This window comes from Mycobacterium sp. UM_Kg27, from assembly GCF_000972905.1.
In the GTDB taxonomy this organism is placed as follows: domain Bacteria; phylum Actinomycetota; class Actinomycetes; order Mycobacteriales; family Mycobacteriaceae; genus Mycobacterium.
On the sequence record NZ_JRMM01000014.1, the window covers coordinates 1 to 15,863 of the forward strand.

Annotated in this window: 16 protein-coding genes; 8 read left to right on the forward strand and 8 right to left on the reverse strand. The window is 66.5% G+C overall.

Annotated features, from left to right (window positions below; all coding sequences use genetic code 11):
• Positions 1 to 80: 80 nt before the first annotated feature.
• Positions 81 to 902 carry an alpha/beta fold hydrolase gene (locus LI94_RS04065; RefSeq protein ID WP_046300371.1) on the forward strand — a complete coding sequence of 274 codons (822 nt, stop codon included), beginning with the start codon at positions 81 to 83 and terminating at the stop codon, positions 900 to 902.
• On the opposite strand, the gene LI94_RS04070 is transcribed toward LI94_RS04065, so the two are convergent.
• Positions 879 to 1,325: a nuclear transport factor 2 family protein gene (locus LI94_RS04070; protein ID WP_024440856.1), complete on the reverse strand. Its 447-nt coding sequence runs from the start codon at positions 1,323 to 1,325 to the stop codon at positions 879 to 881. The genes LI94_RS04065 and LI94_RS04070 overlap by 24 nt on opposite strands.
• Before the next feature lie 104 nt (positions 1,326 to 1,429).
• Between LI94_RS04070 and LI94_RS04075 the strand changes: the two genes are divergently transcribed.
• From LI94_RS04075 to LI94_RS04105, 7 genes are all read left to right on the forward strand, one after another.
• Positions 1,430 to 2,254: an SDR family oxidoreductase gene (locus LI94_RS04075; RefSeq protein WP_024440855.1), complete on the forward strand. Its 825-nt coding sequence runs from the start codon at positions 1,430 to 1,432 to the stop codon at positions 2,252 to 2,254.
• A gap of 44 nt (positions 2,255 to 2,298) precedes the next feature.
• A complete protein-coding gene (locus LI94_RS04080; RefSeq protein WP_024440854.1) occupies positions 2,299 to 2,964 on the forward strand; it encodes a helix-turn-helix domain-containing protein in 666 nt (221 codons plus the stop codon).
• Positions 2,961 to 3,158 carry a ferredoxin gene (locus LI94_RS04085; RefSeq protein WP_024440853.1) on the forward strand — a complete coding sequence of 66 codons (198 nt, stop codon included), beginning with the start codon at positions 2,961 to 2,963 and terminating at the stop codon, positions 3,156 to 3,158. The genes LI94_RS04080 and LI94_RS04085 overlap by 4 nt, the downstream gene beginning before the upstream one ends.
• Before the next feature lie 50 nt (positions 3,159 to 3,208).
• Positions 3,209 to 4,399 carry a cytochrome P450 gene (locus LI94_RS04090; protein ID WP_082105650.1) on the forward strand — a complete coding sequence of 397 codons (1,191 nt, stop codon included), beginning with the start codon at positions 3,209 to 3,211 and terminating at the stop codon, positions 4,397 to 4,399.
• Between the two features lie 24 nt (positions 4,400 to 4,423).
• On the forward strand, positions 4,424 to 5,620 hold the full coding sequence (locus LI94_RS04095) for an amidohydrolase family protein (RefSeq protein ID WP_046300373.1): 1,197 nt from the start codon (positions 4,424 to 4,426) through the stop codon (positions 5,618 to 5,620).
• Between the two features lie 67 nt (positions 5,621 to 5,687).
• On the forward strand, positions 5,688 to 6,653 hold the full coding sequence (locus LI94_RS04100) for an enoyl-CoA hydratase/isomerase family protein (protein ID WP_046300374.1): 966 nt from the start codon (positions 5,688 to 5,690) through the stop codon (positions 6,651 to 6,653).
• 4 nt (positions 6,654 to 6,657) lie between these two features.
• Positions 6,658 to 9,060 carry a CoA transferase gene (locus tag LI94_RS04105; RefSeq protein WP_046300375.1) on the forward strand — a complete coding sequence of 801 codons (2,403 nt, stop codon included), beginning with the start codon at positions 6,658 to 6,660 and terminating at the stop codon, positions 9,058 to 9,060.
• An 8-nt stretch (positions 9,061 to 9,068) separates the two neighbouring features.
• On the opposite strand, the gene LI94_RS04110 is transcribed toward LI94_RS04105, so the two are convergent.
• From LI94_RS04110 to LI94_RS04140, 7 genes are all read right to left on the reverse strand, one after another.
• A complete protein-coding gene (locus LI94_RS04110; protein ID WP_046300376.1) occupies positions 9,069 to 10,130 on the reverse strand; it encodes an LLM class flavin-dependent oxidoreductase in 1,062 nt (353 codons plus the stop codon).
• A complete protein-coding gene (locus LI94_RS04115; protein WP_046300377.1) occupies positions 10,130 to 10,633 on the reverse strand; it encodes an SRPBCC family protein in 504 nt (167 codons plus the stop codon). The genes LI94_RS04110 and LI94_RS04115 overlap by 1 nt, the downstream gene beginning before the upstream one ends.
• An 11-nt stretch (positions 10,634 to 10,644) precedes the next feature.
• Positions 10,645 to 11,250, reverse strand: coding sequence for a TetR/AcrR family transcriptional regulator (locus LI94_RS04120; protein ID WP_046300378.1), 606 nt, complete (start codon positions 11,248 to 11,250; stop codon positions 10,645 to 10,647).
• Positions 11,251 to 11,368: 118 nt separating this feature from the next.
• Positions 11,369 to 12,397 (reverse strand): phosphotransferase, encoded by a 1,029-nt coding sequence (locus LI94_RS04125; RefSeq protein WP_046300379.1) that lies wholly within the window; start codon positions 12,395 to 12,397, stop codon positions 11,369 to 11,371.
• A gap of 47 nt (positions 12,398 to 12,444) precedes the next feature.
• Complete coding sequence (locus LI94_RS04130) at positions 12,445 to 13,284, reverse strand: mycofactocin-coupled SDR family oxidoreductase (RefSeq protein WP_046300380.1); 840 nt, start codon at positions 13,282 to 13,284, stop codon at positions 12,445 to 12,447.
• A 34-nt stretch (positions 13,285 to 13,318) separates the two neighbouring features.
• Entirely contained in the window at positions 13,319 to 14,521 is a 1,203-nt protein-coding gene (locus LI94_RS04135; protein ID WP_046300381.1) for a cytochrome P450, read from the reverse strand.
• A 29-nt stretch (positions 14,522 to 14,550) separates the two neighbouring features.
• Entirely contained in the window at positions 14,551 to 15,849 is a 1,299-nt protein-coding gene (locus tag LI94_RS04140) for a cytochrome P450 (RefSeq protein ID WP_024440843.1), read from the reverse strand.
• Positions 15,850 to 15,863: the final 14 nt, after the last annotated feature.

The following is a 15,863-nucleotide window of genomic DNA, read 5'->3' on the forward strand; positions in this document are numbered from 1 at the left end:
ACCGAACTGGTCGAGCTGCTGGTGCACGCCACCACGACCCGGCCGGTCGCGCCGCTGAACCCGAACTGAGGAGTCTCCCTGTGCCGGTTACCCGCAAGACCGCCGTGATCGACGGCCTGGGCACCTCCTACCTCGAGGCCGGTGATCCCGACGCCCCGGCCGTGGTGCTGCTGCACGGCGGCGAATTCGGCGCGGGCGCCGAGATCGGCTGGGAACGCAACATCGCCGCTCTGGCGCAGCACCACCGGGTTCTGGCGCCGGACCTGCTGGGTTTCGGGGAGTCGGCAAAAGTCATCGACTTCAACGACGGACGGGGTATGCGGATCCGCCATGTCGCGCGGTTCTGCGCGGAGCTCGGCGTCGAGTCGGCGGACTTCGTGGGCAACTCGATGGGCGCGATCATGCTGCTCGTCGACACCACCTCGCAGGCCCCGCTGCTGCCGGTGCGCCGATTGGTCGCCATTTGCGGCGGTGGCGAGATTCAGCAGAACGAGCACATGGCGGCGCTCTACGACTATGACGCGACAGTGCCCGCGATGCGCCGGATCGTAACCGCGCTGTTCCACGATCCGGCCTATCCCGCCGACGAGGAGTATGTCGGGCGGCGGCACGCGTCGAGTGTGGCTCCCGGCGCCTGGGAAGCGGTGGCGGCGGCACGGTTCCGCCGACCGGGTGCCGAGCCGCCGGCCGCGGCATCGAGCAACCGTGCCTACGAACGTATTTCGGTGCCGACGTTGGTAATTGAAGGTGCCTGCGACAAGCTGCTCCCACCCGGCTGGGCTGGGCAGATCGCCGACCAGATCCCCGGCGGGCGCGCCGTCGTTGTGGACGGCGCCGGCCACTGCCCACAGATCGAGCAGGCCGAACAGGTCAATGGCCTACTGCTGGACTTCCTGGACTGAGGCCGGGGGATTGGTGAACCAGACGTTCTCCTCGCGCAGGTTTGCGCTGCGCCAGCCAGCGCCGGTGCGGACCAGTTCGTGGTGGTAGTAGCCACCGCAATAGCTCAACCCGGTCATACCTGGCAGCTGCATGGGGTTGTAGAACATCGCCTGTGCGAGCGCGGAATCGCCGCTGTATTCCAGCACTTCGATGTTGGTGATGTAATGCATCGACATCGGGATTTCCTGGAAGCCGCTCGCCAGCCAATCGGCGACTTCGTCACGCGTGCCGCAGATCGCGCCCGCTGATGAGTAGTCGATGACGGCGTCCTCGGTGAACACCGACCGATACAACGCCCAGTCCTTGGTGTCCACGGCACGGGCATAGCGGTAGAGCAGCGCGGAGATCTCCAGCCGATCGTCGGTCGAGACGGGGTCTGTCATGCTGCCGACCTTAGGTCGCCTGACCATTTAAATCAGTCGCTTGACTGAACCCGGGCCAACGGGTTGAGTCGATCACGGACGTGGTCCGCAGCGGAAGGGTGCAGATGGGCAACGAATTGACCGGCAAGGTGGCAATCGTCACCGGAGGTGCATCGGGTATCGGCCGCGGGATCGCCGAGCGATTCCTCGCCGAGGGGGCACGCGTCGTCATCGCCGACACGGATCGCGAACGCGGCGAAGCGCTCGCGGGCCAACTCGGTGCGGAGGCGATCTTCCGGGTCGCCGATGTCTCTGACCCGGCCCAAGTGGGCGCCCTGGTCGAATCGGCCGTCGAGATGTTCGGCGGACTGGACATCATGGTCAACAACGCCGGGGTCTCGGGCACTATGCACAACAGGTTTCTCGACGACGACCTGGCTGACTTTCACCGCATCATGGCGGTCAACGTGCTCGGTGTGATGGCCGGTACTCGCGACGCTGCGCGGCACATGTCCAAGGCCGGCGGCGGGTCGATCCTCAATCTGACCTCGATCGGTGGCATCCAGGCCGGCGGCGGGGTGATGACCTACCGCGCGTCGAAAGCCGCGGTCATCCAGTTCACCAAATCCGCGGCGATTGAGCTGGCCCACTACGACATCCGGGTCAATGCCATTGCCCCCGGCAACGTTCCGACGCCGTTCGTGGCGTCGTCGGCGGCAGCGAACCTGGATCCGGAGGACCTGGAACGATACGAAGCGGCGATTCGCGAGACGATGCGGGCCGACCGGCCCCTGAAGCGGGAGGGGACCGCGGCTGACGTCGCCGAAGCTGCGCTCTACCTCGCCGGTGAGCGCTCCCGGTACGTGACGGGCGTGGTGCTGCCGGTGGACGGCGGAACCGTCGCAGGCAAGGCGATCCGGCGCCGGGGGCCCGGTGACGCGGAAAATTAAATCAATCGCTTGACTTAAGGCAATAACCACGGTTGACTGACGCCGTGACCACCGCTGATCGGGCCGTGCGGGCTGAGCGGGCCAACAGCACGCGGGATGCGATCCTGACCGCGGCCGAACGGCTGTTCGCCGACCACGGGGTATTCGCGGTCTCCAACCGGCAGGTCAGCGAGGCCGCCGGCCAGGGCAATAACGCCGCCGTCGGATACCACTTCGGCACCAAGACCGACCTGGTCCGCGAGATCGAGCGCCGGCACCGAGTGCCGGTCGAGCGGCTGCGCGAAGAGATGGTGTCGGAGGCAGCGGATTCCACCGACCTGCGCCATTGGGTGGCCTGCCTGGTCCGCCCGCTCACCGATCACCTTGCCGCGTTGGGCAATCCGACCTGGTACGCCCGTTTTGCCGCGCAGGTGATGGCCGATCCGGCCTACCACAACATCGTCGTCAAGGACGCGTTGAGTTCGCCGTCGCTGGTGCAGGTCATCGACGGCATCAACACCTGCCTTCCCGATCTGCCGGTCCGGGTCCACCAGGCGCGCAACGTGATGGCCCGAAACCTGTTGATGCACAGCTGTGCCGAACACGAGCGAGCACTGGCATCCGGGGGGTCGGCATCTGCCAGTTGGACCGAAGCCGGATCCGACCTGATCGACGCAATCGTGGGACTGTGGCTCGCTCCGGTTACCGGAGTTCAGGGAGGCCCGCAATGAAAGTGACCGTCGACCAAGACATCTGCGCGTCCTCGGGGCAATGTGTGGGGTTTGCGCCCCGCGTGTTCGATCAGCGTGATGAGGACGGTGTCGTCGTCCTGCTCGATGAGGCCCCGCCGCAGGAGTTGGCCGACGCCGTGCGCCAGGCGGCCCGAGTCTGTCCGTCCGGAGCCATCAAGATCGTCGAGGAGTGAGCGTGACCGAAGCGTCCACCATCGCCAGCACCGCAACGCCGGAGTATCCGATGAGTCGCGACGGCCGATGCCCGTTCGCGCCGCCGCCGGAGACCATGGCGCTGGCCGCGCAGCGGCCGCTGAGCCGGGTGCGGATCTGGGACGGCAGCACCCCGTGGCTGATCACCGGCTACGACGCGGTGCGCACCCTGTTCTCCGATCCCCGCGTGAGCGTCGACGACCACCAGCCCGGCTTCCCGCACTGGAACGAGATGATGCGCGCCAGCGTCGACCACCGACCCAAATCGGTGTTCACCACCGACGGCGCCGAACACATCCGCTACCGGCGGATTCTGTCCCCGGCCCTGACCATGAAACGGGTCGACGCCCTGGCCCCGGTCGCGCAACGCATCACCGACGAACACATCGACGCGATCCTGGCCGGACCGCAACCAGCCGACCTGATCGAGGGATTCGCGTTGCCCATCCCCTCCCTGGTCATCAGCGAACTGCTCGGCGTGCCCTATGAGGACCACGAGTTCTTCCAGCAGCACGCCACTATGGGCGTGGACCGCAATGCCACCTCCGACGACCTCGCCGAGGGTGCCACCGGACTCTCCAAGTACCTGGTCAAGCTGCTGGAGACCCGGATGGCCGAACCGGCCGACGACATGGTCTCCGCCCTGGGCAAGCGGGTGCAAGACGGGGAGCTGTCGATACGCGAGGCCACCCAACTCGGTACCGGAATGCTCATCGCCGGGCACGAGACCACCGCCAACATGATCGGCCTGGGCATCGTGGCGCTGCTGCACGAGCCCGACAAGATCGCCGAGAAGACGGCGGTGTTCCGCGGCGACGACGACGCTGCGATCGCCAATGCGGTCGAGGAACTGCTGCGCTACCTGTCGATCATCCACACCGGCCAGCGCCGGGTGGCCCTTGAGGACATCGAGATCGGCGGCGAGACCATCCGGGCCGGTGACGGCATCATCATCGACCTGGCCCCGGCCAACTGGGACGCCACCGTCTTCCCCGAGCCCGAGGTCCTCGACCTGGCGCGCCCGGCCCGCCAGCACATGGCGTTCGGGTTTGGACCGCACCAGTGCGTCGGTCAGCAGCTGGCCCGCGCCGAGATGGTGATCGCCTTTCGCACCCTGTTCCAGCGCATCCCCACCCTGAAGCTGGCGGTGGACATCAACGAGATCCCGTTCAAGAACGACCGGCTCGCCTACGGCGTCTACGAACTCCCCGTCACCTGGTAACCGCCCGATTGGAAGTGGATTGACATGGCCAGCACACCAACTGAAGCCGCCGCGTTTCACAGCACAGCGTTCTATCCGGTCGGCGGCTACGGGGCGCCCAAGGACCGTCATGGGCGCGCCGGTGCGGGCATCGCTGGTGTCGGTCTGCCGGCCGGTACCGAAGTGTTCTCCGCCGACAACCACATCTCCATCGCCGACGACATCTTCTACCAACGGTTCCCCGAGGACCTCAAGGACAAGGCGCCCCGCATCTGGTACGAGGACGGCGCCTACATGGTCGGCCGCAAGGGGCAGTCGTTCCTGCCGGGCGACTTCTCGGCGGTGCTCATGCAGTACGACGATCTGGCCGGTGCGGCCAGCAGCAATATCGAGGCACGGATCCAGGAGCTGGCCACCGACGGCGTCGACAAGGAACTGGCGTTCCCCAATGCGGTGCTGGCGCTGTTTCATTTCCCCGACAAAGAGCTGCGGGAGCGGGTATTCCGCATCTACAACGAGTACATGGCCGAGTTGCAGGAGCGATCGAACGGCCACTTCTACGGGGTGGGTCTGATCAACTGGTGGGACCCCTCCGGCACCAGGCGCACGGTGGAGGAGTGTAAGGCGCTGGGGCTCAAGACGTTCCTGCTGCCGCTGAACCCCGGCAAGGACGACGACGGCAACATCATCGACTTCGGTGCCCGGGTGATGGATCCGGTCTGGGACGAGATCGAGCAGGCCGGGCTACCGATCACCCACCACATCGGTGAAACTCCGCCGAAGACGCCCTGCGAGGTCAACAGTGTCGTGGTGGGCATGATGGTCAATGTCGACTCGTTCCGCGAACAGTTCGCCAAGTACATCTTCTCCGGCATCCTGGACCGTCACCCGGGTCTGCGGATCGGCTGGTTCGAAGGCGGAATCGCCTGGGTTCCCACCGCTTTGCAGGACGCAGAACACCTGCTGGCCTCCTATCAGCACATGTTCACCCACCAACTACAGCACGACATCCGGCACTACTGGGACACCCACATGAGCGCATCGTTCATGGTCGACCCGCTCGGCCTGCGACTGATCGATCAGATCGGAGTGGACAAGGTGATGTGGTCGTCGGACTACCCGCACAACGAGAGCACCTTCGGCTACTCGGAGAAGTCACTGGCCAACGTTGTCGCGGCCCTGGGACCGCAGGACGCGGCGAAAGTCGTGAGCGCAAACATCAAGGAATTTCTTGGGGTCTGAAGCCGGGCGGCCGCGAGGTCATGACCACCGATGCTTTCATTGCAGCTGCTGAAGGAGTTGATCGCGAATGTCAGACACGACGGGTTCTTCGGCGCGGCCGTCCGCGGAAGAGATCATCCGCTACCACAAGGACCCGACCACCAAGATCGCCACCATTACCTTCGACCGGCCGGAATACCTCAACGCCCCGACATCGTCGGCGCGGCTGCGCTACGCGGACCTGCTGCGTGGTGCCAGCGTGGACGACGACGTCAAAGTGGTGGTGATCCGTGGTGTCGGCGACAACCTGGGCAGCGGTGCGGACCTGCCCGAGTTCATGGAGGGCGTCGATGACCCCGAAAAGCGGCTGGCCGAACTGCGTTTGGAAGGCATGGACGTCAACTACCCGCCCAAGGGCACCTTCCGCAACGGCGCCACCATCAGCGCCTGGTACGCCAACGTGCAGGCCGGCAACCGGCCGCTGCAGGAGCTCAAGAAGATCAGCATCGTCGAGGCAAAGGGCTACTGCTACGGCTGGCACTTCTATCAGGCCGCCGACGCCGATCTGGTGATCTCCAGTGACGACGCGCTGTTCGGCCACCCGTCGTTCCGCTACTACGGCTGGGGGCCGCGGATGTGGACCTGGGTGCAGATGATGGGGCTACGCAAGTTCTCCGAGATGGTGTTCACCGGACGTCCTTTCACCGCCGCCGACATGGAGAAGTGCAACTTCCTCAACAAGGTGGTCGCGCGCGACCAACTCGAAGCTGAGGTCGACAAGTACGCGCTGGCCTGCGCGCGCAACCGCCCGGTCGACACGGTCTTCATGCAGAAGATGTTCTTCGAGGTCTACAAGCAGCATCAGGGCGAGTACATGGGCAGCCTGCTGTCGGCGTTCTTCGAATCGATGGGCTCCGGTGTAGCCCCCGACGCCGATGACCTGATGCTCGACGACGCCATCGAGTCCGGTCTGTCCGGAGCGGTCAAGGACAACGACTCAAGGTTTCCGCCCGCCTTCCGGCTGAGCAAGTCCAGCCGTGCCAAGGAATCCTGACGCAGTGGGACCACTGCACGGCTACACCGTCATCGACCTGTCCGACGGTGTAGCCGGCGCCTACGCCACCAAGATGCTCGCCGACGGGGGAGCAACGGTGGTGGATATCGAACCCCCGCAAGGTGACTCACTGCGCAGCTGGTCGGCATCACGGGCGAGCGTCGATCCCGAGTCCGGCGGCGCACTGTTCAGCTTCCTGGGCTGCTCCAAACACAGTGTCATCGCCGACCCGGATCACACCGACGACATCGATTTCGTGCACCGGCTGCTGGCCTCCGCCGACGCGGTGGTGTGGTCACCGGACGGAATCGTCGGTCGGCACCCGTCCTTGGCCCCGGCCGAGATCCGCCGGCATCACCCGCACCTGGTGGTCACCGCCATCACGCCCTTCGGGCTGGAAGGTCCGTGGCGGGACCGCCCGGCCACCGAGTTCACCCTGCAGGCCTGGTCGGGGGGAGCGGTCGGGCTCGGCCGCGGATCGCAGGATCGCGCGCCGGTACACATCGGCGGGCAGGTCGGGGACTGGCTGGCCGGGGCCTACGCGGCCGCAATGACGTTGGCGTCGCGGGTTCGTGCGCTGCACGACGGCCGCGGCGAACTGATCGACCTGTCCGCGCTGGAAGCCCAGATCCTCGGCCTCACTTACTATCCCGTCACCTACTTCCAGATTCTCGACCGGCCTTGGCGGTCCGAACGCCGGCCGACGGTGCCCGGCGTGGCCGAGGCCGCCGACGGGCTGGTGGCACTGGGCTGCGGCACCGCACAGCAGTGGTTCGACCTGTGTGCGATGTCGGGGCACCCCGAGTGGATCGACGAGAACTCCCAGCTGTCGATCACCGAGCAGGCGAACCTGCACGCGCAGGAGCTGTACCAGTGGGTCCGCAGCCACAAGGTCGACGATGTCCGCGACCTGGCGTCGGCGTTCCGGATACCCAATTCGCCGGTCGGTAACGGGGAGAACGTAGCGACGTTTGAGCACTTCCGGCATCGGCAGGTGTTCACCCGCAATCCACGAGACGGGTTCGTCCAGCCGGTGCCGCCTTATCGGCTCAGCGGTGTGCCGTTGCCGGCGCCCACCCCTGCGCCGCGTCTGGGCGAACACACCGGCTTCTATCGGCAGATGGCGCCGTCCCGCCGACCGGCCCCGGCTTCGGAGCCGGCCGGGGAACGGCTGCCGCTGCGCGGTATACGGGTGCTGGACATGACCACGTTCTGGGCCGGACCGTCGTGCACGCATCTGCTGGCCATGCTCGGCGCCGAGGTGATCCATCTCGAGTCGACCCGGCATCCCGACGGCACCCGCCTGATCGCCGGGATACCGGTCAGCGAGCAGTCGTGGTGGGAGAAGTCGCCGATCTTCTCGGCGCTCAACACCAATAAGAAGGGGCTGACGCTCGACTTCCAGACCGACGCTGGCCGCGACGTGCTGCACCGGTTGATCACCGGCTGCGATGTCATCGTCGAGAACTTCACCCCCCGTGTCATCGACAACCTGGGTCTGGACTTCGACTTCGTGCAGTCGCTCCGCAGCGACGTGATCATGCTGCGAATGCCCGGATTCGGACTGGACGGCCCGTGGCGGGACAACCCGGCGTTCGCCTACGTCATCGAGGACGCCTCCGGACTGAGCTGGCGGACGGGCTACCCCGATCGCAACCCCTACGAGCCGTACTCGATCGGTGACCCGAACGCCGGTGTGCATGCGCTGACGGGTCTGCTGCTGGCCCTGGAGCATCGGCGCCGCACCGGGCAGGGGGTGCTGGTTGAGGCGGCCATGGTCGACGCCGCACTCAACATCGCCGCCGAGCAGGTGATCGAATACTCCGCCTACGGTGCGTTGCTGCAACGTGAGGGAAACCGCGGGCCCGCGGCCGCTCCGCAGAACTTCTATCGGACCGCCGGCGTCGACGAATTCGGCAGGGAAGACTGCTGGGTCGCCGTCGCCGTCGCCACCGATGCGCAGTGGGACAGCCTGCGGGCCGCGCTGGGTGACCCGCCATGGGCTGCGGACCCGGCCTTATCGGCCGCGACCGGACGACGCGCCCGCCACGACCTGATCGACGAACAGCTGTCCGCCTGGTGCGCGAAGCGCAGCTCCGACGACGTCGTCGCAGCACTGTGGGACGCCGGAGTTCCGGTCGCCAAGGTCATGCAACCGCATCGCCAGACCGAGTTGGCGCAGCTAGCCGAGCGGAACTTCTTCGAACAGGTGGATCACCCCGTCAACGGTCCCGCTCCGCATAGCACACTGCCGGCCCGAATGTCGCAGGGCCCGAATCGCATTCATACCCACCCCGCACCACTACTGGGTCAGCACAATCATGAGTTGCTCAGCGAGCTGGGGCTGACCGAGACCGAGATCGCCGCGTTGGTAGCCGATGGGGTTATCGGCAGCTCGCCGGGATAGCCGGGCAGCTATCGGCCGGTGCGTGTGATCGAGTGCACCAGCTCGATCGCGGCCCCCAGGGTGGCGATCCGATCTTCGAGGCGCTCGCCCGCCGGGTAGACCCGCACGGTGTCCACGCCGGTGTCGCACCACACCTGCAGGCGATCCCGAACCATCGAAGGGGTGCCGATCAAGGTGGTGGCCAGGACCATCTCGTCAGTGATCAGCGTGGCGGCGCCTTCCCGGTCGCCGGCCTGCCAGCGCTCCTTCACCGCGGCCGCGACATCGGACCAGCCCTGGCGACTGTAGGCCTGATTGTAGAAATTGGTGCTGGTCGAGCCCATTCCGCCCAGGCTGAAGGCCAGTTCGGCCTTGCGGCTGTCGATCAGTTCCTTCAGGTGCTTCTCGTCGGTCGCGAATGACACCTCCGCGCCCTGGCAGACGTCGAAGTCCGCCCGGGAGCGCCCGGCGCGGGCAAGACCGCTGTCGAGATGGGTGAAGTAGGCGGCCTCGGCGCCCTCGGGCACGAAGCTGGTGCCCAGCCAGCCGTCGGCGACCTCGCCGGTCAGCGTCAGCATCGCCGGGGTGAGGCTGGCCAGATACAGCGGGATCGGATGTTCGGCGCGCATCGACAACCGCATCGGCTTGGTGGCCGAACCGGAGCGCGGGATCTGGAACTGTGTGCCGCTATAGGAGATTCGGTCTCCGCGCAGCGCCTGTCGGATGATGTCGATGGTCTCGCGCATCCGGCCGAGCGGCCGGTCGAAGGACTGACCATGCAGCCCCTCGATGACTTGGGGTCCCGAGGCACCCAGGCCGAGCAGAAACCGTCCGCCGGACAGGTTGGACAAGGTGATGGCGGCTTGGGCGATGGCGACCGGAGTGCGAGTGGACAGCTGGATGATCCCCGATCCCAGCAGCATTCGGTCGGTGCACGCGGCGTAGTAGCCCAGCGCGGAGACCGCGTCCGCGCCCCAGGCCTCGGCGACCCAGCAGACGTCCAGGCCCATCTTCTCCGCCTCGCGGACCAGCAGCTTCTGGTGCTCCCAGCTGCCGACGCTGGCCGCTTCCAGCGTGATGGCCGCGCGCATCAGTGCTCGGCGCGCTGTTTGAGGTGATCGAGGGTGGCGGTCATGCCCGCCTCCAATTCACGCAGCCGCACGAACACGATCTTCTGTTCCTTGTCCGGCGTCGCGGAGATGGCCAGCGAAAGCCCGGACGGTGCGGGCCCCAGCTGCATCCACTGGGTCAATCGGGTACCGGAGCCCTCCGGGGCCAGGCTCAACCGCCACGAGGAGGTGGGATTGGCGGGATCGGTGACTGCCCAACCGAACACCGTCAGCGGTTCGAACTCGACCACTTCGGAGATCGTGGACCATTCCCCGAGGGCGGGATGCCGGTTATACCCGGTGAATCGCGCGCCCAGCCGGGGCCCATCGCCGTCGGCCCATTCGACGCGCTGGAGCTCCTGGCTGCTCTCGGCGACCGCGTGGATGTCGCTGGCCAGTTCCCAGACGCGCTCGGGAGGGGCGTCGATCCAGGTGGAGACCTCCACCGTCGGTGCGTCGGCGTAGACGGCTCCGGTCCATTCCATGGCGGTTCCTCTCAGTTGCTGCCGGGGCGGCCGGCCGGGCCGGCTGTCGTGCGGAACAGGGTTCGGGCGGAGACCAGGACCCGCAGCTCGCCGGCGACATCGTCCAGCGGCTGCAGGCTGGCCTCGGTGCGGCACATGATGATCGCGCCCTGCATCGCGGCGATACACATGCTGGCCAGCCGGCCGGCCGCCTCGGCGTCCAGCCCGTCGGTCACGAAGCAGTCGATCAACCGCGTCTTCCAGGCCGCGAAGATCCGCTGCGCGTGATGGAGCAGCGGCGAGTCCGGCGCGGAACTGACCGCGGCCGACACCACCGGGCATCCGGCGCTATAGCCGGTCTCGGTCAGCATCTTTCGCCAGAAGCCGGCCAGTCGATCGAGCACCGAGATCGGGCCCCCGGCAGCGGAGCCGGTGATGAGCGAGCCGATCGCATCGCCGCCGAGTTGGACGGCTTCGTCGAGGATCTGGGCCCGCCCGCCCGGAAAGTGGTGATAGATCGAGCCGCGGGGCGCCCCACTGCGGCTCACCAGGGTGTCCAGGGTAATCCCGTCCGCGCCGCGTTCGCGCAGCAGTTCCACGGCGGTCAGGACCATCGCCTGCCGGGTGTCGCCCGCCATCGGCCGATTATGCTGACTGACATATTCATGCGTCAAGCTCGGCGTGATTCAGGCCCATGTCGGGCCGCGGACGGCGCTGGATTATGACGAGCTACATAAATGCGCGATGTGAGCGGCTCTAGTCGGCTGCCGCGTCGAGGGCGTCCAGTGCGCTACGGGTGTCCAGATCGATGAACGCGGCGGCGTAGCGCTGCGCGAACGCCAGGCTGATGTCGGGCCGTTGCCAATTGTCGCCACCGGACAGCGTCGCGATCCAGATCGCCAGGCCGTGCGCCGCAGAGGCCCGATAATGCAGCCAGATCTCCTCGTCCGACGGCAACTGCCCGGCTGGCAAGCCCAGGGCACCGCGGTATTGCTCGAGTAGCGCGCGCTCGCCGGCCCGCCGGTCGGCGATGGTCAAAGCGCCCTGCAGAAAATAGCCCAGATCGAGCGAGAAGTTGCCGCGCCGCACCATCTGCCAGTCCAGGAAACCGACGTCGCCATCCGGCAGTACGTAGGTGTTGCCGAGGTGCGGGTCGCCGTGTAGCAGCGTCTGCGGCCCGCGGGTCAGGCTGCGGATGTAGCGGGCCCAGGTGTCGCTGAACAGCTCCGTGCCGGTCATCGTGGTGATCTCGGACGCAACGGAGTCGCCCAGCCTCTCGTAGGCCACCTCCAGTGGCGCCAACTCCAAACCGGCGAACGGAATGAACGGCTCCACCCAGGCCAGTGCGGGGTTGCCGCTGATGCGGTCTCCCCAGAACGCCCCGTGCAGGCGGGCCAGGCCGCGCACCCCGTGGGCTGCCTCGTCGAGGGTGAGCGGCCGGGTCGCATCGCGCGGTTCGGCCCCGCGGCCGGCGGTGATGTCTTCCATGATCAACAGGAAGTCGCGACGCGATTCGTCGATCACCGCGCGGTAGACCGTCGGGTGGTCAAGGGGCAGTGCGACATCAGAGAGGAACAACCGTGGCTCGTGGTAGAGGCCACTGGTCAACTCCACCAAGTCGGCGTGCTCGGGGTCGACGGCCTTGGCGAACACGGTGGCCGGACCGCTGCCGGACGCGTAGCTCAGGGCCAGGCGTGCCCGCCGATTGGTGCCGTCGTCGCGGGCCGCGACCGAGATGGCGTCCACGACCGCCCCGGGGTGGTGACCGTTGATCGCGGCGGTCATCCACTCCGGGGATATCGCGTCCCAGCTGTCGGGAATGGTTGAAGCGGCTATTTCAGGCAGCTTCCCGCGTCGACCGGCAAGGTGACTCCGGTGATGTAGCGGGCTTCGTCGGAGGCCAGGAACAGCACGGCGTTGCTGATGTCGACAGCGTCCACCCAGGGCACCGGCAGGGTGTGGAACATCTGGCAGATCGGCGCCATGTCGTCGGGACCCGGGTTCTCCAAGTCCGGACGGAACATCTTCCAGGTGCCCTCGTTCATGATCATTCCGGTGCTGACGTGGGTGGGGTGCACGGTGTTGACGCGAATGTTCTGATGTCCCAACTCGACGGCGAACGAGCGCATGATGCCCACCACGCCGTGCTTGGCGGCGACGTAGTTGCCGCAATGCGGGTAGGCCTTGAGTCCGCCGACGGAGCTGGTCAGGATGATCGACCCGCCCCTTCCTCCGGAAATAAGGTGCGGGACACCCGCTTTGACGGTCTTCCACACGCCCGACAGGTTGATGTCGATCATCTCCTGCCAGTCGTGTTCGGTGCACTGGTCCAGGGTGTCGCCACCGTTGCCGATGCCGGCGTTGGCCACGATGATGTCCAGGCGACCCAGCTCCTCCACGCCGGCGTCCACCGCGGCCTTGAGTCCGTCGAAGTCGCGCACATCGACTTCGGCGGTGAAGATCCGGCGGCCTCGGGCCTTGACCAGGTCGACGGTCTCGGCCAGTTCCTCCGGGGTGGCCGGCGGGATCGGCGAATTCGCGACGATCGGCTTACAGACGTCGATCGCGATGATGTCGGCGCCCTCCTCGGCCAGCCGCACCGCGTGGCTGCGGCCCTGGCCGTGGGCTGCGCCGGTGATGAATGCGACCTTGCCCTCAACACGTCCAGTCATGGAAACCCTCAATTCGTATCTCGTAGAAGTGGATTCATCCGACCGAAGCGGGCATGGACTCCCACCCGCGGACCGTCGAAGTCGGTGACAGCGCTGCCTTGGTGAGGTCGACGTCCCACTCGGGGAAGCGTTTGAGGATCTCCTCCAGCGCGATTCGCCCTTCCAGGCGGGCCAGTGCGGCACCCAAGCAGTAGTGCGCGCCCACACTGAAAGTCAGGTGCTGGCGTGCCTCGCGGTGGATGTCGAAAACGTCCCCTTCCGGGGCGAACCGGCGGTGGTCGCGGTTGGCCGCGCCGATCAGCATCATCATCACGGCACCTTCGGGCACGGTCTGGCCGTAGTACTCCACATCGCGGGTGACGTAGCGCGCCACGTGCGGTGCCGGTGGCTCGAAGCGCAGCAGCTCTTCGATCGCCTGCGGGATCAGCGCGGGGTTCGCCACCAACTCGCGACGCTGGTCGGGATGCTCTGAGAGCACCTTGCCGGTCCAACCGATCAGCCGGGTGGTGGTTTCGTTTCCGGCCCCGGCCACCAGCATCACGTACATCAGCAACTCGTCGCGTGTCAGCCGCCGAGTGGTGCCGGATTCGTCGGTGAATTCGACGTTGAGCAGTTCGGTCATGATGTCGTCGGACGGGTGCTCGACGCGCCAGTCCAGATAGTCGGCGAAGATCGAACCGTCGTCGAAGCCTTCGGAGGCAACCGTCATCGGCTTGCCGGCTTCGGTGCGCATGTTGTCATTCGAGCGGTCCCGGATGATCTCCTGATCGGCTTCGGGAATGCCCACCAGCATGCCGATGACCCGCATGGGCATCTGGGCGCCGAGGTCCGCCACGAAATCGAGGCGGCCGGTGCCGATCAGGGGATCGAGGCAACGGGCGCAGTACTCGCGGATCTTGGATTCGAGTTCGGCGATCTTGCGCGGGGTGAACATCCGGGCCAGCAACTTGCGGTGAATGTCGTGGATCGGTGGGTCCTCGAACAGGATCAGGCCGGGCGGGATCGGGGTATTGGCCTTGATCAGCTCCAGAATCGCCCCGCGCGCCGAGCTGAAGGTCTGGTGATCGACCAGGGCCTTGTTGACGTCGTCGAACCGGCTCAGTGCGTAGAAGTCGTGCTCGGCGTTGTAGTACAGCGGTGCCTCTTCGCGAAGCCGACGAAACATCGGGTACGGATTGCTGTTGAGGTCAACGTCATACGGGTCGTAGCGCGCTTCGTCGGTGGTGGTCACCGTCATGTTGTTGGTCCCTTCGGCAGAGCTGCGGTCTACAGGCCCGCGGTGGCCGGAGCCGCCACTGGCGTGAATTCCAGATGCAGTTCGGTCAATCCGCGCAGGATGAATGTCGGCTCGAAGGTGAACCGGCGCTCGCCGGCCGGGCCGTGCTGGGTCTCGTCGAGCCGAATGTCGGTCATCCGATCCAGGATTCGTTCCAGCGAGATGCGGCTCTCGGCGCGGGCCAGCGGTGAGCCCGGACAGGTGTGGCTGCCCCGGGCGAATGCCAGGTGCTCGCGCACGTTGGGACGGTCGATTCGCAGCTCATGCGGGTTCTCGAATTTGCGGGGGTCGCGGTTGACGGCGCCGGGGAACATGACCACGACGGTGCCGGCCTTCAGTTCGACCCCGCCCAGCGTGGTGGTCTTGCGCACCAATCGGGGGTCGGTCTTCACCGGGCTTTCCAGCCGCAGGGTCTCCTCGAGGAAGTTCGGGATCTTGCTGCGATCGGCGCGCAACTGCTCGACGAGGCCGGGGTCCTCGGCCATGAACCGCAATGCGGCACTGAGCAGTTTGGTGGTGGTCTCCTGCCCGGCACCGAACAGGAAGGTGGCGCTCTTGACCACGTCGGCGATCTCGGGGATCGAGCCGTCTTCGTAGGTGGCGGTGGCCAGATCGGTCAGTACGTCGCCGCGCGGGTTCTCGCGCCGGTCAGACAGGTAGCGGCTGAATTTGTCGTCCAGCCAGGCCAGCGGATCGTGGGCCAGCTCCTCGTGGTCCAGTGCGCCGATGCGGGCACCCGGCTGCGGTGCGCCCAGCACCTCCTGGAACACCGGCCGGTCCTCTTCGGGTACGCCGAGCAGGTCGGCGACCACCAGCATTGCGAACGGCCTGGCGTAGGAGGTGAGGAATTCGCAGCTGCCGCTGTCGATGAAGTAGTCGAGCTGGCGGTCGGCCAGCTGCCACATGAAGTCCTGGTTCTCCTTGAGTCGCTTGGGGGTCAGCAGTCGGCTCAGTATCGACCGCGCCTTCGTGTGCGTGGGCGGGTCCATGGTGACCATGTGTTCGGTCATCGGCATCAGGTGGCGGTGCGCCTCGATCTGCTCGCTGATGTCGTCGCCTTCGGGGGTGAACGGCAGCGGCGGGAACGGTCCGCCGACCGCGACCAGGTTGGAGTAGGTGTCGGAGTCGCGGTAGATCTCGTTGGCCTCTTCGTGGCCGGTTACCGCGACCACGTCGTACACGCCCAGCGGCGTGACCGGGCTCTGGGCCCGCAGGTAGTCGAAGTACGGGTGGGGATCGGGTACCAGGGACTGATCGGTGAAGAAATCGATCGTCGCGAAGTCAGTCAACGTGGACCTCTCTG

What these genes read in the sequence shown, in the direction of transcription:
- LI94_RS04135 (WP_046300381.1), bottom strand. Translation starts at nt 14,521, where the DNA reads ATGACGGTGACCACCACCGACGAAGCGCGCTACGACCCGTATGACGTT.
- LI94_RS04095 (WP_046300373.1), top strand. Translation starts at nt 4,424, where the DNA reads ATGGCCAGCACACCAACTGAAGCCGCCGCGTTTCACAGCACAGCGTTC.
- LI94_RS04075 (WP_024440855.1), top strand. Translation starts at nt 1,430, where the DNA reads ATGGGCAACGAATTGACCGGCAAGGTGGCAATCGTCACCGGAGGTGCA.
- LI94_RS04100 (WP_046300374.1), top strand. Translation starts at nt 5,688, where the DNA reads ATGTCAGACACGACGGGTTCTTCGGCGCGGCCGTCCGCGGAAGAGATC.
- LI94_RS04125 (WP_046300379.1), bottom strand. Translation starts at nt 12,397, where the DNA reads ATGACCGCCGCGATCAACGGTCACCACCCCGGGGCGGTCGTGGACGCC.
- LI94_RS04115 (WP_046300377.1), bottom strand. Translation starts at nt 10,633, where the DNA reads ATGGAATGGACCGGAGCCGTCTACGCCGACGCACCGACGGTGGAGGTC.
- LI94_RS04120 (WP_046300378.1), bottom strand. Translation starts at nt 11,250, where the DNA reads ATGGCGGGCGACACCCGGCAGGCGATGGTCCTGACCGCCGTGGAACTG.
- LI94_RS04085 (WP_024440853.1), top strand. Translation starts at nt 2,961, where the DNA reads ATGAAAGTGACCGTCGACCAAGACATCTGCGCGTCCTCGGGGCAATGT.
- LI94_RS04070 (WP_024440856.1), bottom strand. Translation starts at nt 1,325, where the DNA reads ATGACAGACCCCGTCTCGACCGACGATCGGCTGGAGATCTCCGCGCTG.
- LI94_RS04110 (WP_046300376.1), bottom strand. Translation starts at nt 10,130, where the DNA reads ATGCGCGCGGCCATCACGCTGGAAGCGGCCAGCGTCGGCAGCTGGGAG.
- LI94_RS04130 (WP_046300380.1), bottom strand. Translation starts at nt 13,284, where the DNA reads ATGACTGGACGTGTTGAGGGCAAGGTCGCATTCATCACCGGCGCAGCC.
- LI94_RS04090 (WP_082105650.1), top strand. Translation starts at nt 3,209, where the DNA reads ATGAGTCGCGACGGCCGATGCCCGTTCGCGCCGCCGCCGGAGACCATG.